The 25,067-nt window shown below is 31.1% G+C and carries 21 protein-coding genes and 1 pseudogene; 10 read left to right on the top strand and 12 right to left on the bottom strand.

Annotation, left to right across the window (positions count from 1 at the left end; genetic code table 11):
- Positions 1–187 precede the first annotated feature (187 nt).
- Positions 188–2,155, bottom strand: a complete 1,968-nt coding sequence (locus tag EL082_RS02550) for a DHA2 family efflux MFS transporter permease subunit (RefSeq protein ID WP_103286169.1) — start codon at positions 2,153–2,155, stop codon at positions 188–190.
- 12 nt (positions 2,156–2,167) lie between these two features.
- Positions 2,168–2,815, bottom strand: coding sequence for an HlyD family secretion protein (locus EL082_RS02545; RefSeq protein WP_002466299.1), 648 nt, complete (start codon positions 2,813–2,815; stop codon positions 2,168–2,170).
- Between the two features lie 117 nt (positions 2,816–2,932).
- On the opposite strand from EL082_RS02545, the gene EL082_RS02540 reads away from it, so the two are divergent.
- Entirely contained in the window at positions 2,933–3,484 is a 552-nt protein-coding gene (locus EL082_RS02540) for a TetR/AcrR family transcriptional regulator (RefSeq protein WP_002466293.1), read from the top strand.
- Between the two features lie 73 nt (positions 3,485–3,557).
- Here the strand turns inward: EL082_RS02540 and EL082_RS02535 are convergent, their stop codons facing one another.
- From EL082_RS02535 to EL082_RS02525, 3 genes and pseudogenes are all read right to left on the bottom strand, one after another.
- Entirely contained in the window at positions 3,558–4,760 is a 1,203-nt protein-coding gene (locus EL082_RS02535; protein WP_015364752.1) for a putative multidrug effflux MFS transporter TcaB, read from the bottom strand.
- Positions 4,761–4,931: 171 nt separating this feature from the next.
- Positions 4,932–6,347 carry a membrane-associated protein TcaA gene (locus EL082_RS02530; protein ID WP_015364751.1) on the bottom strand — a complete coding sequence of 472 codons (1,416 nt, stop codon included), beginning with the start codon at positions 6,345–6,347 and terminating at the stop codon, positions 4,932–4,934.
- 254 nt (positions 6,348–6,601) lie between these two features.
- Positions 6,602–7,060: pseudogene (locus tag EL082_RS02525) on the bottom strand (MarR family winged helix-turn-helix transcriptional regulator).
- 179 nt (positions 7,061–7,239) lie between these two features.
- Between EL082_RS02525 and EL082_RS02520 the strand changes: the two are divergent.
- The gene (locus tag EL082_RS02520; protein WP_002466296.1) at positions 7,240–8,202 is read left to right on the top strand and encodes a YdcF family protein; all 963 of its coding nucleotides are present in this window, start codon (positions 7,240–7,242) and stop codon (positions 8,200–8,202) included.
- 59 nt (positions 8,203–8,261) lie between these two features.
- Here the strand turns inward: EL082_RS02520 and EL082_RS02515 are convergent, their stop codons facing one another.
- Together EL082_RS02515 and EL082_RS02510 are read right to left on the bottom strand one after the other, a co-directional pair.
- On the bottom strand, positions 8,262–8,939 hold the full coding sequence (locus EL082_RS02515) for an ABC transporter ATP-binding protein (RefSeq protein ID WP_002466308.1): 678 nt from the start codon (positions 8,937–8,939) through the stop codon (positions 8,262–8,264).
- The gene (locus EL082_RS02510) at positions 8,939–9,997 is read right to left on the bottom strand and encodes an ABC transporter permease (protein ID WP_002466288.1); all 1,059 of its coding nucleotides are present in this window, start codon (positions 9,995–9,997) and stop codon (positions 8,939–8,941) included. The genes EL082_RS02515 and EL082_RS02510 overlap by 1 nt, the downstream gene beginning before the upstream one ends.
- Positions 9,998–10,129: 132 nt before the next feature.
- On the opposite strand from EL082_RS02510, the gene EL082_RS02505 reads away from it, so the two are divergent.
- The 4 genes from EL082_RS02505 (at position 10,130) to EL082_RS02490 (ending at position 13,220) form a co-directional block, all read left to right on the top strand.
- A complete protein-coding gene (locus EL082_RS02505) occupies positions 10,130–10,804 on the top strand; it encodes a response regulator transcription factor (RefSeq protein WP_002466309.1) in 675 nt (224 codons plus the stop codon).
- A complete protein-coding gene (locus EL082_RS02500) occupies positions 10,797–12,167 on the top strand; it encodes a HAMP domain-containing sensor histidine kinase (RefSeq protein WP_015364750.1) in 1,371 nt (456 codons plus the stop codon). Before EL082_RS02505 ends, EL082_RS02500 begins: the two co-directional genes overlap by 8 nt.
- A gap of 145 nt (positions 12,168–12,312) precedes the next feature.
- Entirely contained in the window at positions 12,313–12,759 is a 447-nt protein-coding gene (locus tag EL082_RS02495) for a LytTR family DNA-binding domain-containing protein (protein WP_015364749.1), read from the top strand.
- A complete protein-coding gene (locus tag EL082_RS02490) occupies positions 12,756–13,220 on the top strand; it encodes a DUF3021 domain-containing protein (protein ID WP_002467372.1) in 465 nt (154 codons plus the stop codon). Before EL082_RS02495 ends, EL082_RS02490 begins: the two co-directional genes overlap by 4 nt.
- 57 nt (positions 13,221–13,277) lie before the next feature.
- On the opposite strand, the gene mqo is transcribed toward EL082_RS02490, so the two are convergent.
- Complete coding sequence (gene mqo / locus EL082_RS02485; protein ID WP_002467378.1) at positions 13,278–14,756, bottom strand: malate dehydrogenase (quinone); 1,479 nt, start codon at positions 14,754–14,756, stop codon at positions 13,278–13,280.
- A 435-nt stretch (positions 14,757–15,191) separates the two neighbouring features.
- On the opposite strand from mqo, the gene EL082_RS02480 reads away from it, so the two are divergent.
- On the top strand, positions 15,192–16,337 hold the full coding sequence (locus tag EL082_RS02480) for a glycosyltransferase family 4 protein (RefSeq protein WP_002467381.1): 1,146 nt from the start codon (positions 15,192–15,194) through the stop codon (positions 16,335–16,337).
- An 86-nt stretch (positions 16,338–16,423) separates the two neighbouring features.
- On the opposite strand, the gene EL082_RS02475 is transcribed toward EL082_RS02480, so the two are convergent.
- Positions 16,424–18,025: an L-lactate permease gene (locus EL082_RS02475; protein ID WP_002467374.1), complete on the bottom strand. Its 1,602-nt coding sequence runs from the start codon at positions 18,023–18,025 to the stop codon at positions 16,424–16,426.
- A gap of 340 nt (positions 18,026–18,365) precedes the next feature.
- Between EL082_RS02475 and EL082_RS02470 the strand changes: the two genes are divergently transcribed.
- The gene (locus EL082_RS02470) at positions 18,366–20,048 is read left to right on the top strand and encodes a CDP-glycerol glycerophosphotransferase family protein (protein ID WP_002467379.1); all 1,683 of its coding nucleotides are present in this window, start codon (positions 18,366–18,368) and stop codon (positions 20,046–20,048) included.
- Between the two features lie 84 nt (positions 20,049–20,132).
- Here EL082_RS02470 and EL082_RS02465 read toward each other — a convergent pair whose 3' ends face one another.
- The 3 genes from EL082_RS02465 to EL082_RS02455 all read right to left on the bottom strand — a co-directional run bounded on the left by EL082_RS02465 (position 20,133) and on the right by EL082_RS02455 (position 23,867).
- Complete coding sequence (locus EL082_RS02465; protein ID WP_002467376.1) at positions 20,133–20,876, bottom strand: hypothetical protein; 744 nt, start codon at positions 20,874–20,876, stop codon at positions 20,133–20,135.
- 164 nt (positions 20,877–21,040) lie between these two features.
- Positions 21,041–23,203, bottom strand: a complete 2,163-nt coding sequence (locus EL082_RS02460; protein WP_103286170.1) for a bifunctional glycosyltransferase/CDP-glycerol:glycerophosphate glycerophosphotransferase — start codon at positions 23,201–23,203, stop codon at positions 21,041–21,043.
- Between the two features lie 151 nt (positions 23,204–23,354).
- Positions 23,355–23,867, bottom strand: coding sequence for a GNAT family N-acetyltransferase (locus EL082_RS02455; protein WP_002467384.1), 513 nt, complete (start codon positions 23,865–23,867; stop codon positions 23,355–23,357).
- A 245-nt stretch (positions 23,868–24,112) separates the two neighbouring features.
- On the opposite strand from EL082_RS02455, the gene tatA reads away from it, so the two are divergent.
- Both tatA and tatC read left to right on the top strand, forming a co-directional pair.
- Positions 24,113–24,331 carry a twin-arginine translocase TatA/TatE family subunit gene (gene tatA, locus EL082_RS02450; protein ID WP_002452415.1) on the top strand — a complete coding sequence of 73 codons (219 nt, stop codon included), beginning with the start codon at positions 24,113–24,115 and terminating at the stop codon, positions 24,329–24,331.
- Positions 24,315–25,049 (top strand): twin-arginine translocase subunit TatC, encoded by a 735-nt coding sequence (gene tatC / locus EL082_RS02445; protein WP_002467385.1) that lies wholly within the window; start codon positions 24,315–24,317, stop codon positions 25,047–25,049. The genes tatA and tatC overlap by 17 nt, the downstream gene beginning before the upstream one ends.
- The last annotated feature ends 18 nt before the right edge of the window (positions 25,050–25,067 follow it).

Below are 25,067 nucleotides of genomic sequence, written 5' to 3'. Positions count from 1 at the left end.
TTCGGTTCGCCTTAGTTTTCCTAAGGCATAAGTGGCCCTAACAAACTTCGTTTGTAAGGGCCACTAAAAAATGGGATCGATATCGAAGTCGATACCGATCCCATAAAAATCATGCCCCCACAACACAATTTTTATCATCTTCTATTTATTACTTTTATTCATTAAGTCATGTCTCATTCAATTTGTCTTAGTCTTCTGCTCTTGATTTTGCTGCTGATACATCTGCTTTTTTCTTACTTTGTAAGAAGAAACTTAAAATAAGCGCTACTAAACTTATAATAGTTGCAATGATAAATGCATCGTTAATGCCTTCTACAGAAGCTAATTTGTTTACATATTGTAATAACACTTTCATGGCACCTTGTTCGCCACCAAATTGTTGTGCTAATTCACGCATATGGTCTTGAACCATTGGATTTGTTTTATCCAACTCTTCGCCAAATGCTGCAACATGATTTGTTGTTTGTGTAGTCATTACAGTAACAAGAATGGCAGTACCAATTGAACCTGCTAATTGTCTCATCGTATTCACAAATGCGTTACCATGAGAAATTAAACGTGCTGGTAATGCGTTCATACCTGCAGTCATGATAGGCATCATGATAAATGCCATACCAAATGAACGTAAGACATAAATACCCATGATTGATAAGTATGGTGTATCCATATTTAGCTTAGTTAATTCCCAAGTTGCATATGTCATGACACCAATACCAAATATAGCTAATGGTTTAATACCTATTGTATCAAGTAATTTACCTGCAATAGGACCTAAGGCACCCATTACTAATGCACCCGGAAGCATTAATAGACCTGAATCCAACGCTGAGAAACCACGTAGATTTTGTAAATAGATTGGTAAAAGAATCATACCACCATATAAACTCATCATAACAATCATGTTAATCACTGTTGTTAGTGTATATGTTGGGTATTTTAAAACTTCTAAATTTAACATTGGTGCTTTCATTCTTAATTCTCTAATAACGAATAAGGCAATGAAAATAATACCAATGATAAACATTGAAACAATTTCAGTTGAACCCCAACTTTTATTACCGGCTTCAGAGAAACCATATAATAATGCGCCGAACCCAATTGTACTGTAAATAATACCAGGTACATCGGCTTTAGGATTCGTTGTTCTTTGATAAAGTCTAAACCAGAAGAAACCAACTGCAATTGCAACAAGTCCGATAAAGAACATACCATAGAACATTAAATTCCAGTCATAATTTTGAACGATATAACCAGATAATGTTGGTCCGATTGCTGGTGCTAAAATCATAGCAATACCCATTGTTCCCATTGCTACACCACGTTTTTCTGGAGGGAAAATCGTAACAATAACATTAGAACCTAATGGCATTAAGATACCAGCACCGATAGCTTGTAAAATACGTCCAGACATCATCACTGGGAAGTTCATTGAAATCGCACAGATTAATGAACCGATTGTAAAGAGTACTAAACCTATTATAAATAACTTTCTATAAGAATATTTATTAAATAGGAAGGCACTTATTGGTATTAAAATACCGTTAACTAACATAAATCCTGTCATTAACCACTGACCAGTTGATGCAGAAATATTAAATTCAGTATTAATTTTAGGTAAGGCAACATTTAATAACGTTTGGTTTAAAATAGCGATAAACATACCAAATAACATTGCCGCTAAAATCTTACCTCTTGTGATACCTTTACCGAAGATAAAATCAGATTGTTGATTTTTAATCTTCTCATTAACTCTAGCCTCTTCTGAGTTAGGGTTGATTGGTTTATGAACTTCGTCAACTCCGCTATCCTCATCTGATTTATGAGAAGTGTCTTCAGAACGACGTAACGTCCCATGTTCATTCTTTGTTGAATCATCCGATTCATTCATAGATTCGAAATGATGTTTTCTTTTATCATCTTCAATGTGATTAGAAGTAGAACTAAAATCGTTTGGAGATGATGTTTGTGACTCAGATTTTTCTAAATCACTTGCTTTAAATTTAGATTGATATGATTGACTCTCAGAACCTTTTGTTGAGCGTTGTTCCACTTTTTGGTTTTTCGTTTTTTTCTTACCTTTAGAAACGAAGAAATTAATCAAACCAAGAAGTATGAGCGCGATTAAAATATAAACAATAATGAAGGTCGTTGTCATTTAATGACCCCCTTAATTTTTATGAATTTTGACTTCAGCGTTCATACCTGGAACAACATTTTTAGATGGTTCAGAATCTAGAGAAATTCTAACTGGTACAACTTGTGATACTTTAGTGTAGTTACCATCACTATTAGATGAAGGCATTAATGAGAAGCTAGCTGCTGTAGCATCACCGATTTGATCGACTTTACCACTTACAGTTGCTTTTTGTCCGTCGATATCAACATCAACGTCATTACCTTTTTCAATATCAGCAACGTCTTTTTCATCAACGTTAGCAGTAATATATAGATCATCTAAATTGTACGCATAAGCGATTGGGTTCCCAGCTTGAGCCATTGAACCTTCCATACCATCTGTTTTAACGATTGTGCCATCTTTAGGCATTTTGATGCTCATCTCTTTAGATTGACCACCTTCGCCTTGAGCTGCTACTTCAGCTACTTTATCGCCTTTTTTAAGTTTCTCACCTTGCTTAACGTCAAGTGATTTAATTTCACCTGAAGCTGGACTTGCTATTTTCATTTGATCGCCATCTACTTTGGCGTTATCAGTACTAACATAGCTCGTTGCATTGTTCCAGAAGTAGAAACCTACTACTCCGATAACAATTAACACAATGATAGTAATGATATTAATTAATACCATTTTCTTCATGAATATATCCTCCTATTTGCTTTTAAAATTCACTTTATCTATTATAGATACATGTAGATAAAAAAAACACCGACACTTTAAAAAAATGTGTCGGATTGATGACTAAGGTGACTGCTTATGAAACGAAGAGCTAAATTTAAAATTATTCAAAGTATGATAAATTTATTAGATGAATATCCATTCGATGAAATTACGATTAAAATGATTTGTGCATATAGTGGCGTTAACCGCTCTACTTTTTATGATAATTATAAAGATAAATATGATTTATTGGAACAAATTCAAAATTATCATCTATCTAAATATTTAAAGTTACTCAAAACTTTATATAATAATTTCGAAAGTGTGCGCGTCGATAAAACTAAGTTATATAAATTCTTTTTAATTGTTACAAAGTATATAAAGCGCAAAGAATCATTCTATCGAGCTATATTTATTACATATCCTAATAAAGGATTAGCAATGAAATATTTTAATGCTACAAAGGTTGCTTATGAAAATGTGATTGAAGATTATCCAAATTCAATTCAAAATAAATCATTGTTCATCACCTATTCAATTGGTGGACAGGTTGGTGTCATATTTTATTGGTTACGCAATGGTTGCAAAGAATCTCCAGAAGTAATTGCTGAAAACTTATTAGCAAATACAATTAAATTACAAAGATAATTAAATTAAGCCAGAAAATGAGCATAAGCAACTCATTTTCTGGCTATTTTTATCTTATAAATCAAACCCATTCTTAAGATCGACGTTGTAGTCTCGTATAAATGGTTTGTAAAATAATCATAATCACTGCTGTCATACTAATAATCACCACATAAGGTATCACATTATGTTCACCCATCACATTAACTAATGATGACATAAGTCCTCCTAATAGAAATTGTACCAATCCTAATAAACTAGAAGCACTACCTCTCCCTCTTGTACTTTCATCCATAGCAATTGAAAAACCTAAACTTGCAACGGCTGTAACCGGTGCAACTAAAATAATAAAACCAATGACTAATATCCAAAAACTCAAATGATTTAGTAGTGTAATAGCAACTATCACAACGCCAAGCACTTGAATATATGTCACAATTTTCAACAGTTGTCGTCTCTCTATTCGATCGACAAGCACACCTACTAATTGGCTTGAAATAATTAATGTAATACCAATTGCTGCAAACATAATACTAAATTGTAGAGCTGACATACCATATATTTTTTGAATAATGAATGGTGATGCTGAGATATAAGTAAATAACATAATAAAAGAAAAGCCTTGGATTAACATAGGCAACACAAACTTAGGTGTCTCTAATAAATGTTTAAAGTTTTTAAACATTTCTTTAATACCATCACTATCTTTTTCATCGTCCTGTAAAGACTCAGGCACTTTGGTTAGAGAACCAATAACCATGAGTATGCCAAAGACAGTTAGTATAATAAATACCATTCTCCATACGGCTAAGCTTAAGATAACACCACCGATAGCCGGAGCGATAACAGGTGCAACACCATTTACTAACATGAGCAATGATAAAAATTTAGTTAACTCTTTGCCTTTATACATATCACTGGCAATAGCTCTTGAAATGACGGAAGCCGCCCCACCTGTTACACCTTGAATAAAGCGTAATGCAATCATTATTTCGATATTCGTGACAAAGACAATACCTAAACTTGCTAACGTATAAATGAACATTGATATCCATAACGGTTTCTTTCTGCCGGTAGCATCTGATATCGGACCTGCAAATAAGTTTCCTAACGCTAACCCAATCATAAATAACGATAATGTGAGTTGTGCATTAGACGTTGTGGTATGAAAGTCATTTTTGATTTCTGGTAATCCCGGTAAAAACATATCTATCGATAATGCACCAATAGCTGTTAGTGCACCTAAGATGATTACAAATATAGGGGATTGTTTTTTTGATTGTACCTTTTGATTCATTTTTGAAACCACCTTAATATTTTTTAGCAAATGGCTTTATTTTTACATATATCAATATATTACGCTATACATTCTATTTTATGCAATTGGATTTTTATCCCTATAAAAAACAGAAGCAGAACAGTGCCCGCTTCTATAATAAGATCACTTGTCCTACGTCCATCATTACTATTATTCATTTGATGCTTTAATTAAATTAAAATCATTACCTTTAGATGTTTCTTCTAATTCGTAGTCTTTATTAATCAATTGCCCATTTTCATTTATTTGTTGGATTGTCGCTTTAACTTTATCTCCACTTTGACTTGCACTTATGACTTGAGATGTTTGAAATGATACTAATTGATTATTCTCTAATTGATGTTTCATCGTGTCATATAATGATGAATTTTTCTTAAAGTAACTTGATATTAAGTCAAAGTTATTCTCATTCAATGCTGAATTTAATGCTAAAGAGTATCCGCTAAAAAATTGAGTAAGTTTGTTTTTCAAACTATTTTCTTCTTTTTCTTTTTTAGCCACGTATTTATCAATTTCATCACTATCGAAGTCTAAGGTAATTGTGGTATTATCTTTGAGTTTTGATGCTTTGATCGTCTTAGTTTCTGATTCGAAAGTTTTATCTTTAGCTGAACCTTCCGCGGAGACGGTAATATCTTTATTCTTAGGATATGGTCCATATTCTTTAGAATTTGAATATGATAACGTACGATCATTAATGATTACTTTTTTCGATTTATCTGTAAGTTTAGAAGCACCTTTTAATTTAATATTGAGATGTGCTTCATCAAAATCTTCAGTCACATTGACGGTCTCACTATTGGTAGCTTTAAAATCAAAGTCAAGTTTCCCACTAAACACACCATTTTTAGTTTCTTTAGTAGCATCTATACTATAATCACCTGGAATAAAATGGCCTAATGGCGTTGTTTTATCCGCTTCTGCAATTACTTTTTTACGTTTACCACCGGATTTAAATTCATATTTTGTATCTACTTTTGGTTTGACAACCGGTTGTTTCGTCGGTGCATTAAAACTCATATTATCAAATATAAGATATCGTGTACCATTTTTACTTACGCGTAACACATCTTGGCCATCTCTTGTTTGAATATAAGATGCCACGCTAGAATGACTCTTATTTAATTTATCAACTGTATTTCTGACATCTCTAATAAAGTTTTTAATTCCTACTTCTTTTTTAATATATTTAATATATGCAGAAGCTTCATCAGGATCTACCTTATTATCTTTAGTACTGAGTAATGTAGCCACTTTTTGATTATCGTCATTGTCTATCGCATTGACTAATATTTTTGTTTGAGCATTAGGTGAATTAAAATTTCTTAAAAGGAAGAATAAAATGACCAATAAGATGATAATAAAAAATATAATGGCAACTGGTACAATCTTTCTAATCTTTATATTTGTTGTTTTATCTGAAGATTGATTTGTGTTGCTTTGATGCTGTTCACTATTATTTTGCTTACTTTTATGCTTTGTTTCTGTTTTTATTGACTGGCCACAATTTTGACAAGTGTGTGCATCCTTCTCCACAGAAGCACCACACTGAGGGCACTGTTTCATCTTATCACCTCTACTCAATTTCCAAACACTCGTCAGTTTAAAATAATTTCCATCTACGATTTATATCTATTGTTAAAAACGATTAATTTATTATTAATTTCAATAATTCAATCAATATACATTCTATTATTACAGATAATTTCATTATATAACTAAATGATTTCCAACAACATACATATTTAGTCTTATGACTAATCTACTATCAAATTATATTCCTAAAACTTCTATTATGTATAGTGTAGATTTAATGATATTTAAGATAATTTAGAACTGTAATTTGTCATTCTATAATTAATAACTTCTAAGACATGTCTAACTTGATCCAAATCTTCAGAAGAAAAATCTTTTGTAAAATCCATTGCGATATCATTAATCAATGTTTTACGCTTCTCCATGTATGACTTTCCTTTTTTAGATAAAGTTATAAACTTAAGCCTTTAATCGATATTAGCATTAGGCTTTTCTAGAACAACTAATCCAGCATCTAATAACTTACTAATTCTTCTACTCACCGCCGCTTTATTAACACCTTGCTTTTCTGTAATTTGACTTATTGTCATGGATTCATTATTAAGCATAGCTAGTACATTGGATTGTTCGACAGAAATGCCATATTCATTTTGTAAATCTTTCAACAATTTAGCCGTTAAAGTATTTACATTATTAATAAACATTTCTAAAAATGCGATATGATCTTCTAATTGTCTAGTCATATATATCTCCTCAAGACCGTGTTGATTTATATAAATTATTTATTTTTCATCCTATAAATGATATCAAGAAAAATTATAAAATGAAACCTTTAAAACAGTTTTATCACAATATCTTTTGAGTTGCTTATTTATTTACTATCAACTACATTTATATGTACATACAATATAGAGGTGTGCGCATGATTCCATTGATTTTAACGTTAGTAATCATCTTGATAATCTTGTCATTATTGATCAACCAATACATCACATTAAGCGTGACAGGATTTATTTCTACTATTATATTAGGTTTCTTTAATTTAATATTTCATCTCATTACCTATAGCATTCCGTATGAATTAATTATCCTTATGCTCATTTTAATAGCATTTTGTTTATTAAAACATCATGCTATTCTGTTTAATCAGCGTGGTCGTCATTTTATTAAGCAAATGTGTTTAAGCATCATGCGTTTAATATTATTTATGAGTGCTTGCTTCTATATTAGCCTGTCACCTTTAGTTATTATTAATGGCATTGCATTATGGCTAAGTTTGATCGGTTTTACAACATTATTTGCATTTCTTTGTTATCTCACGTGGTCATCCACATTTGGTTCACGTCATTTCAATCAATCAGTGGATTTAATTATTGTATTAGGAGCAGGTATATTTACTGAAGAAGTGACACCAATGTTAAAAGAACGATTGGACCGCGCACTTGAAATTTATCATTATTCTGAACATAAGCCTAAATTACTAGTATCAGGTGGACAAGGTCCAGATGAACCTATACCAGAGTCAATCGCAATGCAACGATATTTGATTAAACAGGGTGTACCCAATGACAATATTTTATTAGAACAACAATCTACCAATACACACACAAACTTTGTATATTCTAAAGACATTATTCATGACTATTTCGTTAATATGCCAAAGATAGTATGTGTAACAAGCCAATTTCATATATTGCGGGCACTCAAATTAGCAAAAAATTTAGATATTCCAACTTATGGTGTTGGCAGTCATACGCCCTATCATTTCTTCCATATTGCTTTAATTAGAGACTTTTTAGGTGTGATGTATCAATATCGATTACTTTTAACAATATATTTTGCACTCACATTTTGGATAAGTATCATCATTTTATGGATTAAATAAAAAGTGTCTTATATACGTTACTTTTATGACGTACATAAGACACTTTTTTTATAAATATCCTATAATGTTATATGTTTTACAATCTTACCATCATCAAGATAAATCATTTTATCAGCATATTCAAATAATCGTTGGTCATGTGTGACCATAATCCCACACATATCATTATTTATAATTTCCTTTTTAATCATTTTTACAACAGATATTGCTCGTTGAGCATCTAAACTAGCTGTTGGTTCATCTGCTAGTAACAGTTTAGGATTATTCATCAATGCTCGCATAATTGCAACTCTTTGTTTTTGTCCACCCGATAACATATGAGGAAAGGCATTTAATTTGTCTGATAATCCAATGTCACTCAATAACTTCGATGCACGTTGATTTGCTTCCTTTTTTGACATTCCTGCTTCTCGTCCTACAATTGTTAGTTGGTCCAACACTGATAAATAAGGGACTAAATGTGATGATTGGAATATAAATCCAATATCCGTTAAACGGCGTTCAGTATTACGTTGAGTATTTGAAAATAATGGCTTTCCTTGATAATTAATCTCTCCTTTTGTTTGAGAAAGTAAACCACCTAGAATGGATAAAAGCGTAGATTTTCCTGAACCTGAGGCACCTGAAAGTATAATAAACTCTCCTGGTTCCACCGTGATATCAATATCTTTCAATACCTTTGTTTCAGTCTCTCCCTTACCAAATGTTTTCACAATATGGTTAACTTGTAATGACATTATTCTCCACCTCCAATTGCTTCTATAGGATCAACTTTAATAACTTTAATGAATGATAATAACGCACCGATAATAGCGACGATGATAAAAATACTAATTACTAAAAGATAGTTAATAGTAGTTAAGTGAAACGGCATTGTCACAGGTAAAATCATAGCAATACCAGCAATTATACCGACTGAAATGACTACGGATAATAATGTCACAATTAAAATTTGAAGTAATAAAGACGTCAGTAAATGTCTAGTTTTGATTCCAATTGCTTTTAAAATGCCAATTTCTGATATTTTTTGAATGGTCATGACATAGAAGAAAGCACTCAGAACGATTGCTGTAATAACGAAAAGGCTAATCACCATCATATTTAACGGTGCTTGTTCGGCTTGATAACTTGCAATGTTTGTTTTCAATTCGTCGGTATTCGTCACTTTGATGCCTGGAATATCGTTTAATTGTTTTTCTTTCTGTTGAGATAAAGTTTTAATTGGATAAAATGATGCATATTGTTTATTAATATCCTGGAATCCCTTTTGATCCATCAATACGATAGAGCTATGTGCATACATTGCATCATCAAGAATACCTGTGACTTTATATGTTTGTTGATGGTGCTTGAACTGAATAACATCCCCTATTTTAATACCTTCACCTGTCAGTTTTTGATTCACTGCAATTTGATTGTGCTTTGTAGGTAGTTGCCCTTCTTTCAAATCAAATTGTTGTTCTTGTGGAGAATACATTGTGAGTACATCTTCATCATTATTACCCGCCACTTCTAAACTTTGTAAATTCATTTGAGTAGGCTTTATGTTAGTCTCCTTATTAATTTTCATTTGCTGTTTTGGAGATAGTTGAGATTTTTCAATCTGAGGTTCTTTCATATCTTGAGTTATATAATGTGTTGATTTAAATTGATCGAACAAAGAAACATTTTCTCTAGCTAGTCCTTGTGCTAAACCACTAATAAATAGCACCATTAAGCTTAATAAGATTATGATTAACATGATTAATACATATCTAAACTTATAAAATTTAATTTCATTCCATGCTAATTTCATTCATACTCGCTCCTATACTGTGTTTGTTGATAGTTGTATCATAAGGAACATTTGTGAACTGAATATGAACTCAAGCATACATTGTTTTATAAAATTTATTCATTGTATAATAAAGTAAAAAGGAGTGTGGATATGAATCGTTGCCTAATTGTAGATGATGACCCTAAAATATTAAATTACGTCTCAACACATTTGGAAAGAGAACATTTTCATACATATACTCATACCAATGGTGAAGAAGCACTTCATTTTCTTGATAATCATCAAGTTGATATTGCAATCGTGGATATTATGATGCACGGAATGGATGGATTTGAATTATGTCATATGATTAAAGAAGATTACGATTTACCAGTTATTATGTTAACGGCGAGAGATGCACTAAGTGATAAAGAACGTGCATTTATAAGTGGAACGGATGATTATTTAACTAAGCCTTTTGAAGTAAAAGAGCTAATATTTCGTATTAAGGCTGTCTTACGTCGGTACCATATCCATACGGATGAAAAATTAACGATCGGGAATTTAACCTTACATCAAGCTTATATGGAAGTTGTTGTAAATGGTAAAACGATGACATTACCTAACAAAGAATTTCAACTTTTATTTCTATTAGCTTCAAATGAAAAGCAAATATTTTCTAGGACACATCTTATCGAAAAAATATGGGGTTATGATTACGAAGGTGATGAAAGAACTATTGACGTACATATAAAACGATTGCGACAACGATTACAGCAATTAGATTCAAACGTGACAATTAAGACAGTGCGTGGTCAAGGTTATAAGGTAGAACACCATGTTTAAAACGTTATATATCAGAATCGCTATTTATACCATTACCGTCATATTATTCAGTGCCTTTATTAGTTTTATTTTCACAAATATCTATTACCATTTTAATTTAAAGGCGTCTAATGATACGAAAATCATGACAACGTTAAAAGAAGCAAGAGATTTTGAGGGTGACAATCATAATAATCATCTTAATCATTACTTTAAACATCTTGGTCAAATGAATTATCAAATTATGACAGTTGATCAGGATGGTAAGAAAACATTCTATGGTACAAAATTTAGAAAAGATAACTTATCGCAATATCATATTAAAAGTGTGTTAAAGGGCAATGAATATCATGGTATTAAAAATAAGCCTTTCGAACTTTTTGTAACTGGCTTTTTCGATAATGAAACAGATAATACTGTAGGATTACAATTTAAAAATCATCACGAGAATGTCGCTGTCTTTATGCGCCCTGATATTGGAGAAACATTTAGTGAATTCAGACTATTTTTAGCAGTGCTCTTAACTTTATTATTATTAATCTCTATTTCACTTGTCATCGCTTCAACCTATGCCATTGTTAGGCCTGTTAAACAATTAAAACAAGGCACAGAAAGATTAATGAATGGAGACTTTATCACCCCTATCAAGCAGACCCGTCAAGATGAAATAGGTACACTACAATATCGCTTTGATACGATGCGTCAATCTTTAAAGCAAGTTGATGAAATGCGACAACATTTTGTTCAGAATGTATCACATGAAATTAAAACACCGCTCACACACATTAGACAATCATTAGTAGATTTAGAACATGCTAAGAATCAAAACGAACGTCAACAAAGCATAAATGATATCTATCAAATTACAAACCAGTTGAGTGAACTTACAAAAGAATTATTATTACTATCAGAACTCGATAATGCTCAGCATTTAACTTTCTCGGATCAAATTCAACTCGATCAATTAATCAATCGTATTGTGCGACATGAACATTACGCTATCGACCAAAAATCACTAATGTTGATGTCAGATTTAGAATCCACTTATTTCCTAGGAAATGAAAGATTGTTACATCAGGCCATTAGTAATTTAATTATCAATGCCATTAAATATTCAAATGAAGCATCACTGATTAATATCGAATTGAAACAAATAGCTCAAGGCATTCAAATAAAAGTTACAAATCAAGGTGATGTCATCGACACGTCAGAGCAATCTCATTTGTTTGAACGCTTTTACAAACGTAGTACAGATGACAATAGTAACGGATTGGGTCTAGCTATTACACAATCTATTATTCAACTCCATCACGGAAAGATACATGTTACAAGTAGCCATCAAGATGGTACAACCTTCACAATTATTTTGCCTAAAAATATATAATAATTTCAAAATCAAGAATTAAAGCTATGTGGTCAATCAGCAAAGATAATAACCACATAGCTTTATATATTAACCGTTTATCTTTATTTATCCTTTTCCAAATAATTATTATGTTTTAATGATTAATATAGAGGAGGTTACAACTGTGCAATTAAAATTATTTATTAGCCCTACTGAACAGAAACAATTTGTAGAAATCCATTCACCACAAATGGATAAAAATGTACAAAAAATAATTCAAACTGTTGAAGACATTGATCGTTTAACTGAAATAAATGGCAAATTAAATGAAGATATATTCCAACTAAAAATCGAACACATCACTAGCTTCCGTACTCAACAAAAACATGTTGTAGCAATATCAAATGGCAAAGTTTTCAATACTAAATACCGACTATATGAGTTAGAAGAACAACTCCCAAACACTTTTATTCGTATATCTAAGTCAGAAATTGTTAATCAAAATGCCATTATTAAACTACAGTTAGAAGCAAACGGATTAATACGTATGTATTTAAAGAACTTAGACGATGATTACACTTATTCCTCTAGAAGATATTTAAAATCAATAAAGGAGAGATTATCATTATGAAAAACATTTATAAGTCACTTTTCATTAGTTTAATAATTGGGTTATTGATATCTAATTTTTTCAGTTATCTCCATGCTAATGGACACTATCATCCATTGTCACCGTCTTCAACTATGGGAACCATTTATTACCATTATCTTTCAGAACCTATCATTATGTTGATATCAATGTCTATTTGGATGCTGATAGGTCTTTTATTTTCATTTAATAGTCTAATATTTAATGCTACCGATTGGAGTATTACAAAATCTACATTTATTCATTTTATTTGTAGTTATTTTCCATTTACTATCCTTGCAATCATAGCAGGTTGGTTCCCCTTAGAAATGATGAGTTTAGTTTCATACACCGTTATTTTTATAGGCATCTACATCTTGATATGGTTTATAAGTTACTTTAAAACTAAAAGAGAAATCAAAAATATTAATGAAAAAATTTACCAAATGAATTCTAATCATTAATAATAGCGCCTCACTTAATAGTAGTAAACTACTTATAAGTGAGGCGCTTTCGCTATATTATTTAACTTTTAAATGTTTAACAATTTCTTTATTTACTGCGTGATATACATCTTCATGTTCTGATAAGTTTAAACCGAATGAAGGTACCATTTCTTTAATTGCTGGCTCCCATGATTTAAAGTCATCTTTATAACATCTTTGAAGTACGTCAAACATGATATCTACAGCTGTTGATGCTCCTGGTGATGCACCTAGTAATGCTGCTAATGTACCATCTTCTGATGTAATTACTTCTGTACCAAATTGTAGGTTTCCTTTGGCATCTTTAGTATCTTTAATCACTTGTACACGTTGACCTGCCGTAATGACTTCCCAATCTTCATCTTTAGCATTTGGTAAGAAGACACGTAAATCGTCAACTCTTTCTTCATTTGAAAGCATTAATTGAGATACTAAGTATTTAGTTAAATCAAACTCTTTAACACCTGCTGATAACATTGTTATGATATTGTTTGGTTTTACTGATTTAATTAAGTCTAAGTATGAACCTGTTTTTAAGAATTTAGGTGAAAATCCTGCGAAAGGTCCAAATAATAGTGAACGTTCACCATTCACAAATCTCGTATCTAAGTGAGGTACAGACATAGGTGGTGCGCCCACTTCAGCTTTACCATACACTTTCGCATGGTGACGATTAATCACATCAGGGTTTTTACATCTTAAGAATAAGCCACTAACTGGGAATCCTCCGATATGTTTAGATTCTTTAATACCTGTTTTTTGTAGTAATGGCAAGCTTGCACCGCCTGCACCGATAAATACAAAGTCAGTTTCATAAGTTGTTACTTGATTATTCGTTAAATTTTTCACTTCAACTAACCAAGTCCCATTACTTTGTTTTTTAATATCTAATACTTCATGTTTATATTGAATTTCAACATTCTTTTGTTGTAAATTACTAAATAATTTTTTAGTTAAGGCACCGAAGTTAACATCTGTACCAGTTTCATCATAAGTAATTGCAACTGGTTCATCATCTGTTCTACCTTCCATCATCAATGGTACCCATTCAGCAATTTTGTTTCTATCTTCTGAAATTTCCATTTTACCGAATAATACATTTTTTTGAAGACTTTCTACGCGTCGTTTTAAGAATTCAACATTGTTAGTACCTTTTACGAAGCTCATATGTGGTACTGATTGGATGAAGTTTTCAGGATTTTCTAACTGACCTGTTCTAACTAAATATGCCCAAAATTGTTTAGAAATCTGGAATTGTTCATTGATTTTAATCGCTTTACTAATATCTACAGATCCATCTTTACCTTCTTTAGTATAGTTCAATTCACATAATGCTGAATGCCCTGTACCAGCATTGTTCCATACGTTTGAACTTTCTTCGCCAGGTTGATTTAACTTTTCAAATACTTTAATTTCTTTGTCAGGCGTTAATTCTTTTAATAATGTTCCTAGTGTTGCACTCATAATACCGCCACCAATTAAGATGACGTCTGTTTTGCTATGTTGTGTACTCATAACAAATACAGTCCCCCTTTTTAGTTGATTAATGAAACATCAAATGATCTAGACTTATATTAAAGCGCTTTTTAATTAGATAAAAAATAAAATCAATAATGTTATTCTTTTCTAAACATCATTTTGTCTTAGTTTTATTATTCATGAAATCTAGTCATAATCACTCAATCCATTACCTAAAACATGACACTTAAAACATTTTATATTGTACCATATCATGACTATTTTAATGAATACAATCACCTATTGTACAATATAATTACAATTAATCATCTTAGGTTAATTCAATTGAAATTAATATTTATCTATATTTCAACCAAATAGATGTTTTCTAAATATTGGTAATATATCTATTTTAACATATTCGTTTATCTATTTTGTAAACTATGTCATGATATAATAATTAAAAATTCACAAAACATAAGAGGTGTTCAAATGAAGTCGTTCACATTTTTCATGCATAATATCTATGCCATGGGCGGTACAGTTAAATCGATTTCGCAGCTAGCTAACACATTAGCTGAAAAGGGTCATCCTGTTACGATTATTTCAGTCTTTAGAGGCAAGGATCATCCCTATTTCAAATTACACAAAGATATCAAAGTACAAGTTTTAGTTGATTATCGTTTAAAACCAACTCATTTCAATGCTATTTTAGCAAATCGTATCAAAAAATATACACCCCTGTTAAAGCCTAAACGCATATCTCAATATGAACCTGGATTAAATCAATTTTCGAGTTACGTTGAGAAAAAGATGATTAAAGCGATCAAACGTGTATCAACAGATGTCCTAATTGGTACAAGGGCAAGTTTCAATATCTTAATTGCTAAATATCAGAATAAAAATGTTACTACCATTGCTATGGAACATATGAATTTCAATGCACATGATCAAAAATTCCAAAATCAAATCATTAATGCCTACCGCAATGTTAATAAAGTGACAACGTTGACTACAGCTGATCAAGCTATATATCAATCTAAACTAAAAACGCCTGTTTATGTCGTACCAAATATTGCTAATAATAAACGCATCGCTGCTCAAAAGAAAAATATTATTCTTGCAGCAGGCAGATTAGAATACGAAAAAGGATTTGATCTCTTATTAGAAAGTATCAGATTAATTCAAGATGATTTAAGACATTTAAATTATGAGTTACATTTATATGGTGATGGACAAGAGAAAGACCATTTAAAACAATTTATCGACCAATATCAATTAAAAGATATCGTACAACTTTATCCTGCCACACCATCCCTTAATCAAAAGTTAGCTCAAAGTAAAATCACTGTCATACCATCTAGAAACGAAGGGTTTGGTATGGTGATATTAGAAGCTATGGCACAAGATAACGTAGTTATAAGTTTCGATGGGAATACTGGCCCTGATTCAATCATTAAAAACGGTAAGAATGGTTACTTAGTTGCTCATGATGATACATCACAACTTGCGAAACGTATCGATTTAACGATGCATAATGATGATGAACTACAACACATTCTTCAAGAAGGACATGAGACACTTCAATCATATTCTGCAGAAGCCGTATATCACGACTTCATGAATATGTTCAATTAGCTTTCATTCATTAAATATCTTGTACTAAAAAAACTGATTTCTCGATCATCGAGGAATCAGTTTTTAAATGCTTATTTAATTTATTCTTACAATATCACAGATAATATAAATGTCCAGATACAAATGAAGATAAGTAATCCAACACTGTATCTTAAAGTCATTTTTAATAGTTCTGATTCTTTACCTACTTCTTTAACGGCTGCAGTTGCAATAGCAATGGATTGAGGAGAAATCAATTTCGCTGCTACGCCACCGACTGTATTAGAAGCGACCAATAATGAACCACTTGTACCAATTTGTTGTGCTACAGATGCTTGAATAGGTGCAAATAGTGAGTTGTTATTCACAACTGAACCGGTCATGAATACACCAATCCAACCTAGTATTGGAGATAATAATGGGAATACATCGCCTGTTTTTGCAATTCCTTGACCCATAGCACTACTTAAACCACCATATGTTGTAATTTTAGAGATAGCTAAAATAAAGCAAATTGTTAAAATCGGTAACCATAACTCTTTAAATGTTACGCCAAATAAACGCCCTGCGTCACCAAATCCAACTTTTTTAGACATTAATACAGTAATAATAATCGTAATTAAAATCGCTGTACCCGTTTGTCCAATCAGGTTCAATGATAATGTGATTGGTTTATGTGCGACTTCACTAAATGTTCCTGGCAAATTAAAGTTCAATACTAAGCTTGATAATTTACCTTTAGGCAAGAATAAATTTTTGAATGATGGTGAGCTCCAAATCATAACTATAATCGTTAAAATGACAAATGGACTCCACGCATATAATATTGATTTAGCACTGTGATGTTTAACTGGTTCAGGTTCTACATCTTTTTGAACTCTAAACGTATGTTTAGGTTGGAATTTTCTAGAGAATAATGCTAAAGCTAACATTGATGCTAATGGTGGAATGATATCTGCTAATTCCGGTCCATTAAATACGGTTAATAAAGCTTGTAATACAGTATAAGTAATTGATACAACTAAGATTGAAGGTAACGTTTCTTTAATTCCTTTGAATCCATCAATGATAAAGATTAATAAGAACGGAATGAAGAAGTTGATAATAACTAAAGTAAATACAGATGTTTGAGAAACGCCCATAGCTGATACATCACCAGGTAAATGTAAAGTATCTATAACACCAACTGGTATACCAATAGCTCCAAATGCACCTGAAGCCGCGTTTGCAACTAAGCATAACATAGCAGCTTGTAATGGTCTGAAGCCTAATTGTGCTAATAATAATGCACAAATCGCAATAGGCACCCCAAATCCAGCAGCCCCTTCTAAAAAGGCATTAAATGAAAATCCAATTAATAACAATTGAATACGTTGGTCTTGCGAAATACTCGTGATACTATCTTGAATCGTTGAAAACTGACCAGATTCTAGTGTGATTTTATAAAGTAATACTGCCATCATAACAATATAACCAATAGGAATAATACCTTGGAAGAAACCTTCCACAACTGCGCCTGAAGCAATACCTACTGGAAGTTTGAAGAACGGAATTGCGATTAACAGTGTTACAACTAATGTTGTCACTGCCGCATAAATCCCTTTCATTTTAAAAACAGTTAAGCATAATAAAAACAGAATAATAGGGATTGCAGCAATAATGCTAGATAACACTAAGTTATCAAATGGATTGAATGAATTTACTAACATAGCTTGACTCTTCCTTTACTATAAATTTTGTTGTCTCTAGCTAGATTTATATCAAAAATTAAATTATTAATATCTATGATTGTGACTTTTCATTAAATTATATTCATTTATTACTTGTGAACTTTTTCACAATTAAAATATATCATCTTCTAGTTAAAATTACAACATTGTTTTTATAGTTTTTCTCAATTATTTAATAATATTCTCAATCACTCATTCTTTTAAATTGTATTCGAATGTGAAAACGATTTTTTCATTAAAGATAAGTGCCGCATGATGTATTCATTCGACTCACGTGATAAAATAGGAAGAATAAATTTAGTCTAAAGAGGTCAACGATATGATAAAGCAAATTAATATTACTAATTTAGAAAATATAGATATTCAACTCACGAAAGCTTTAGATGAAGGCTACACTCATTTTGCCCCTTATTCGAATGACATGATGATTCATCAAAAAATGCTCGAGGCTGTAGAGTTAAAAAGTACTTCAATCATTGTTGATTATACAATCGACAAATCATATCTAAATGATTGCCGTTATTTTGGGCTTGAAACCATCGATTTTATAGACTGGGTGAAAAATATTAATCATTATCCAAATGTGATTTTTGAAATTAAATCAGCCTTGTCGCATTTAGAAAAATTCAATATTGAAACTATATTCGATTTAGCTTTAGTTACAATTTTAAAAGGCCAACTTGCTGTCGATGGACATGTCGTCTATGATTTCAAAGCACCAATGCAAACAAGCACAGAACTTTGGTCATCTATTGATAAAGATAATATAAGTAAAATCAATCAATTCTATTTAAATACGTTAGCTTATGAACATCGTCAAAAAGTACCTTTTCCTAAATTCACTTTTGATGACCATAGTGACTTAAGATATTCAGATTCAGTGTTATTAAGTACAAAATTCAAATTACCAAAATGGATGTTCAAACCATTTAAAAACCATTCATTAAAAAAGCATAGAGAAATAAGTTATATCTACGATAAAGATTCAACGGTATTGAAAGATCATGTTGTCTTTATTGGCTTTGATTATGGATATCGTGGCAATTCTAAATATTTATTTAGTTATTTTGTTAAGCGTAATCCAACTATCAAAACTTATTTTGTGACAAATGATAGACAAGGACCACATTTTATATCGCCTGATGATTCAGAGACCCAAGCGATGATTGAAACAGCTCGAGTTGTAGTTACTGAAAGCTATATACCAGATAACATCAAACCTAATGGTACTATTATTCAACTTTGGCATGGTACACCAATTAAAAAGTTATTTTTAGATAGTCGAGAACCTAATCAAAACTTAAATATTTATAATTACAGAGCTCGTAAATATAATAAATTAGCTAAACAAGATTATTTAGTTTGTGACTCTAAACTAGCTATGGATAAGTTCCATTCAGCTTTTCCAACACATCATACTGACGTGTTACCAATTGGTTATCCAAGAGTACAATATTTATTAAATAAACTGGATGAGTCTTCATTTCATGAACAACTTAAACGTGAATTGGAATGTGATTTAAATAAACCTGTGCTATTATATGCACCGACATGGGTTTCAGACCATCATGATGATGCATTATTACCGATTTCAGAACAATTATTAGCTAAATATAATGTCATATTTAAAGGACACGTTGAAAGCGAGCATATAGCTCATTTACCTGATGGCGTGATTTTACCCCAAAAAGGTATTGAAACACAGGACCTATTACTTATTTCTGATGTTGTTTTAACAGATTATTCTTCAATTATCTTTGATGCTTTAACAATAGATAAACATGTGTGTCTATACACACCGCATCATACTGAATATGTCGAAGAACGTGGTGTTTATAAAGACGTTATTAAAAGCTTATCTAATGTTTGGTATACCGATGCTGATTTGTTAACACGCGATTTATTAAATGATATGGTTCCTAAAAATCACAATCCATACATCAATAAGGATAACCAATCATTACAATACTTAACTCAATTAATTCAAGATGAACTAAAATAAAATTGGTTTTGATAAAAAGCGTACCACAAATAATGAGAGTTTGTGGTACGCCTTTTTCGTAATATATCTATTCAGATTTTTAATCTATTTTCCATAAGCTGGATCAACAACAACAGGTTGACCTTGACTATTTACTGTAACAACAGAATAAACACCATTTTGTTGTGGATCTTTGAAACTAAATACGTATCTGTAATTACCATTGTTACCTTCAATACCATAGTCATTATACGTTTTATTATGATTACCATATAAATTAGCTTCTTGTTTAGCAATATCTAAGGCAGTTTGGAAGTTTGGTAATTGTTTAAGTGCTTCTGATTGGTTCACATTGTCTCTTGTTAAGCTTCTTGCAACATTTGCTGCATTGGTACCATGATAAGGTGCTACATAACCGTTAGTACCTTGTGTAGATTGTGTACTTTGGTTTGATGAGCCTTGATCATTATTATTACTTGGTTGCTGATTATTGTTTGTAGCACTATTATTATTTCCATTCGCATTTTGTGCTTGTTGATCTGAACTGCTTCCATTATCATTGGATGTTGCTTGTTGGTTATGATCACTATCTTGGTTATTACTTGTTGAATTGCTATTGTTTGAAGCTACGTTATCATTTTTATCTTTGTCTTTGTTTTTATCGCCTTTATCTTTTTCTTTATCAGACGATTTATCCTTTGAATGATCATTAGACGCTTTATCTTTCTGTTCTGTTTTCGACTGATCATCTTTAGAACTATCTTTGTCCTTACTACTATCATCATTCGAACAAGCCGCTGCGCCTAAAACTAAGGATAAAGCTAACAAACTCGTATACAATTTCTTCATTAATAAAACCTCCTATAGTATATTAATAAACCATTCAAACATCTTCAGCCCATTATCAATGCATTTACATTGATAATTAAAAACATAAAAAAGGGCATAATATTTAATTACTTATAAATATTATACCCTAATTTTATTAATTTTTCGTATTATTTTAATAAAGATTAACCTTCTATATCTTTATGAATTAAATCTCCAATATATTGAGATGCTGTACCTTTATCAATTGAACAGAATCGATTATAAAATGCATCAATTTTATCTTGATAGTCATGTTGCACCTTATCTAAATCTTTAAGTTGTTTTGCTAATTCATAAGGTTCTGTGAAAATAGGACCTGGTAAATCTTTTTTATAATCCATATAGAAGCCTCGTAATCCTTTGTCATATTTATCAATATCATATGCAAAGAAGAATTGAGGGCGTTTTAAAATACCGTAATCAAACATAACTGAAGAGTAATCTGTAATGAGACAATCACTCACTAAGAATAACTCTGATACATCGTTATAATTAGAAACATCCACAGCAAAGTTTTCAAATCCTGTTAAATCAATCGCATTTAAAATTAAATAATGCATACGTAAAAGAATAACATAGTCATCGCCTAATTCTTGATATAAATTATCTAGGTCGATTTTTAGTTCAAATAAATACTTACCTTTACTTACGAACTCGTCATCTCTCCAAGTTGGTGCATACATAATGACTTTTTTATCTTCAGGGATATTTAAGTTCTTTTTAATTTCATTTTTAAACTCTTCATCATCTGCTCTATTTACTAAAATATCATTCCTAGGATAACCAATTTCTAACATTCTAGGTTCATCCATCCAAAATGCACTTTTGAAAATTTCAGTAGAATATCTGTTTGGAGAAATTAAATAATCCCATCTTGATGTTTCACGATTAAAGTTACGTTTATATTTAGGTGTCGTCGTACCTGGCATACGCACTACTTTCATATCGTTCGCTAAGCGTTTCAATGGTGTGCCGTGCCAAGTTTGAATGTACGTTTGATTTTCTTTCTTATTTAAATATAATGGTAATCGCGCATTTGAAACCCAATGACTCGCTTCCGAATACGCTTTATAATATGCCTCTGAATTTCGTTTAACTGTTTCCGCATTACCTGGAACCACATGGTTTTTCGGATTTTTAAAAGACCATACATAACGGTAATTTGGATAATATTTTTGCATATATTCATAAATATATTTAGGACTATCGCTGTAGTTTTTACCACCGAAAGATTCAAATACAATCGTTTCTGGCTTAACATTGTCTTCTTTATCTGTTAATTCATAAATTGAACGGTCTTTGTTCTTATTACGTAAAACAACATTTTTAACGTGTCTTAATGTTTTTCTGAATTGATTCACTTGGAATGCTTTTTCAGTATCTTCATTCATTAATAAAATCGTTTCAATTTTATTGATTAGATGTTGATGTTTAATCAAGTTCACATTTAAATAACGTGCAAGTTCAACAAGTGTTTCTTTATGTGCAGCATATCGTTTCTTAATATCATGATGTGTAGGATCAAAATCTCTCGCAATTTGTTGTTCTAATTTATTAATAATAAATGATTTAGTCTCTTTATGAGTGACACGTGCCATTGCATCGTAGAACATTTTGACATAATCTTCGAATAAGATGTCAAAGTCTTGTTCACTCAATGTTTTACCATCAAATGGATCATACACTTCTCCACGATAATAGAATGAGAAATTCGTAATTCTCATAAATTTATTAACATATTTTGAATACTCAATAACGAATGACCAGTCTGTATACACATTTAAATCTTCATTAAACTTTAAATCATGTGCTCTGACGATGGCCGTTCTAAAAATAATGTTACAAGCAGTTTGCTTTCTTAAAAATGAGTTAATGTTACGTTTACCATCAAAATAGTTAACTTTTACTTTGTCTAAGTCAACATATTGTGGCTTTTTAAGCATAAATGAATGCACAGGTGCAATTAACCCATCTGTATAATTAAATTTATCTAAGTAAAAAGTAATTGCATAAGAAGCTAATTCGTCATCTGCGTCTAAGAACATGAAATAAGGGGTTTCTACTTCCTTCATTGCAACATTACGTGCGTGGGCATGTCCTTGGTTTTCTTCTAATTTAATGTAATTAACTTTTTTATCATAATCTTTAAGAGATTCTTTCATCAACGCTTCTGTTTGATCTGTAGAACCATCGTTAACTATGATAACTTCAAAATCTTGAGTACGTTGTTGCTTAATACTTTCTATACAACTTTGAATATACTCCTCTGAATTATAGTAAGTGACAATAATCGTCAATGAATGCATCTAATACGTCCTTTCCAACGTTAAATCTTTTTATATTTATCTAATTATTTTAATCATAATTAAAAAATTAACGTCATCATTATATCTGACTTTGAACTGATATGCGAATAATTCAATATGTGATTTGAAATCAAATCATAGAAAGTTTAAATTATAATTCTTTTTCCATGATAATATCTCTATCTACAACATCACCTGTAATAAACTCATGGTGTCCTGTTTCAACAAATCCTCTTGATTCATAAAACTTAATGGCTTGAGGATTATGTTCCCATACGCCTAACCAAATTTTTGATTTCCCAAATGCTTTCGCCTTCTCAACAGCAAGTTCTATTAATTTTTTGCCTCTGCCTCCACCTTGGTGTGATTGATAAAAGTAAATACGTTGCACTTCTAAATAATCGGGACCATGTGGTTCAGTTTGTGCATCATCAACATTAAATTTTGTATACCCAACAATGTCGTCATCTTCAGTAAAAAAATAATAAAATGAGAGTGGTTCTTGTAATTCCTTTTTTAAAGTCTCAATATTAAACGCACTATCAAAGTACTTTTGTAAATTATCATCTGTATAATATGGTCCAAAGGTTTCATAAAATGTATCTATTGCTACTTTTTGTAATGATTCAACTTCTTCAATACTTACTTCCCTTATTTGTTTCATGATTACATAAATCCCCCTTTAATCGTATAGATTAACAATACTTTATCTTATTTCTTAAAAAAATTCATCTATTATTAATTATTTTCATAATCAAAGCAATAACTTTGGACTTCAAACATCTCGTTTTGATTCTAACGGTATTTAGCTTAAAAAAATCTTTTAAAAAGTAAAATACTTATTGATAATCTTTATCAATAAGTATAAAGTTATAATTAATCAATCACACTCATAAAGGATGGAATTAAATGGAAAATTTGTTTGTATTAGGAATTACTGGACCTACAAGTCTTGTCATCATTAGTATTATTGCCTTAATCATTTTTGGACCGACGAAATTACCACAATTTGGACGTGCTATTGGGTCGACTTTAAAAGAATTTAAATCCGCAGCTGAACACATGGATGACGATTCTACAGACACACCCAGTAAAGCATCAAAATCACAACGTGAACAATCAAAATAACTCGACATTATTAGACCATTTTACTGAACTACGACAACGATTAGTACGTATACTGATTGCCTTTATTGTCGCAACAGTGATAACTTATCTGACGTCACATTGGTGGGTTAAACCCTTTTTACATTATATAAAACGGTCTAATGTGACGTTGCACACATTCTCGTTTACCGAAACTATACAAATTTATATTATGATTATATTTACGGTCGCACTTTGCATTATTGCACCACTGATTTTCTATCAACTATGGGCATTTATCGCACCAGGCTTACATCAACATGAACGCAAATTCATCTATAAATATAGTATCTTTTGTGCAGTTCTTTTTATTCTTGGCGTTATATTTGCCTTTTTTATTGGTTTCCCACTGATTATTAATTTTTCAATTAACTTATCAGATGCCCTTAGTATCGAACCAATCATAGGTTTAAAAGCGTATTTAGAAGAACTCATAAGATGGCTACTTGTCTTTGGGTTTTTATTCCAAATACCAGTACTATTTTTAGGATTAGCACATTTTGGTTTAATTGATCCGCGCCAATTAGGTACTTATCGTAAATATATTTATTTTGCATGTTTTGTAGTTGCTAGTATCATTGCACCACCTGATTTAGTACTTAATTTATTATTAACGTTACCTTTAATTCTTTTATTTGAATTTAGTATGCTCATCGCCAAAATCACATATAAACAACAAAACATCTCGAACGAAGTCTAATATCTTCATTCGAGATGT

The sequence above is a fragment of the Staphylococcus warneri genome (assembly GCF_900636385.1).
GTDB lineage: Bacteria > Bacillota > Bacilli > Staphylococcales > Staphylococcaceae > Staphylococcus > Staphylococcus warneri.
This window is presented reverse-complemented; position numbering and strand designations above follow the sequence as displayed.

What these genes read in the sequence shown, in the direction of transcription:
- EL082_RS02550 (WP_103286169.1), bottom strand. Translation starts at nt 2,155, where the DNA reads ATGACAACGACCTTCATTATTGTTTATATTTTAATCGCGCTCATACTT.
- EL082_RS02545 (WP_002466299.1), bottom strand. Translation starts at nt 2,815, where the DNA reads ATGAAGAAAATGGTATTAATTAATATCATTACTATCATTGTGTTAATT.
- EL082_RS02540 (WP_002466293.1), top strand. Translation starts at nt 2,933, where the DNA reads ATGAAACGAAGAGCTAAATTTAAAATTATTCAAAGTATGATAAATTTA.
- EL082_RS02535 (WP_015364752.1), bottom strand. Translation starts at nt 4,760, where the DNA reads ATGAATCAAAAGGTACAATCAAAAAAACAATCCCCTATATTTGTAATC.
- EL082_RS02530 (WP_015364751.1), bottom strand. Translation starts at nt 6,347, where the DNA reads ATGAAACAGTGCCCTCAGTGTGGTGCTTCTGTGGAGAAGGATGCACAC.
- EL082_RS02520 (WP_002466296.1), top strand. Translation starts at nt 7,240, where the DNA reads ATGATTCCATTGATTTTAACGTTAGTAATCATCTTGATAATCTTGTCA.
- EL082_RS02515 (WP_002466308.1), bottom strand. Translation starts at nt 8,939, where the DNA reads ATGTCATTACAAGTTAACCATATTGTGAAAACATTTGGTAAGGGAGAG.
- EL082_RS02510 (WP_002466288.1), bottom strand. Translation starts at nt 9,997, where the DNA reads ATGAAATTAGCATGGAATGAAATTAAATTTTATAAGTTTAGATATGTA.
- EL082_RS02505 (WP_002466309.1), top strand. Translation starts at nt 10,130, where the DNA reads ATGAATCGTTGCCTAATTGTAGATGATGACCCTAAAATATTAAATTAC.
- EL082_RS02500 (WP_015364750.1), top strand. Translation starts at nt 10,797, where the DNA reads ATGTTTAAAACGTTATATATCAGAATCGCTATTTATACCATTACCGTC.
- EL082_RS02490 (WP_002467372.1), top strand. Translation starts at nt 12,756, where the DNA reads ATGAAAAACATTTATAAGTCACTTTTCATTAGTTTAATAATTGGGTTA.
- mqo (WP_002467378.1), bottom strand. Translation starts at nt 14,756, where the DNA reads ATGAGTACACAACATAGCAAAACAGACGTCATCTTAATTGGTGGCGGT.
- EL082_RS02480 (WP_002467381.1), top strand. Translation starts at nt 15,192, where the DNA reads ATGAAGTCGTTCACATTTTTCATGCATAATATCTATGCCATGGGCGGT.
- EL082_RS02475 (WP_002467374.1), bottom strand. Translation starts at nt 18,025, where the DNA reads ATGTTAGTAAATTCATTCAATCCATTTGATAACTTAGTGTTATCTAGC.
- EL082_RS02470 (WP_002467379.1), top strand. Translation starts at nt 18,366, where the DNA reads ATGATAAAGCAAATTAATATTACTAATTTAGAAAATATAGATATTCAA.
- EL082_RS02465 (WP_002467376.1), bottom strand. Translation starts at nt 20,876, where the DNA reads ATGAAGAAATTGTATACGAGTTTGTTAGCTTTATCCTTAGTTTTAGGC.
- EL082_RS02460 (WP_103286170.1), bottom strand. Translation starts at nt 23,203, where the DNA reads ATGCATTCATTGACGATTATTGTCACTTACTATAATTCAGAGGAGTAT.
- EL082_RS02455 (WP_002467384.1), bottom strand. Translation starts at nt 23,867, where the DNA reads ATGAAACAAATAAGGGAAGTAAGTATTGAAGAAGTTGAATCATTACAA.
- tatA (WP_002452415.1), top strand. Translation starts at nt 24,113, where the DNA reads ATGGAAAATTTGTTTGTATTAGGAATTACTGGACCTACAAGTCTTGTC.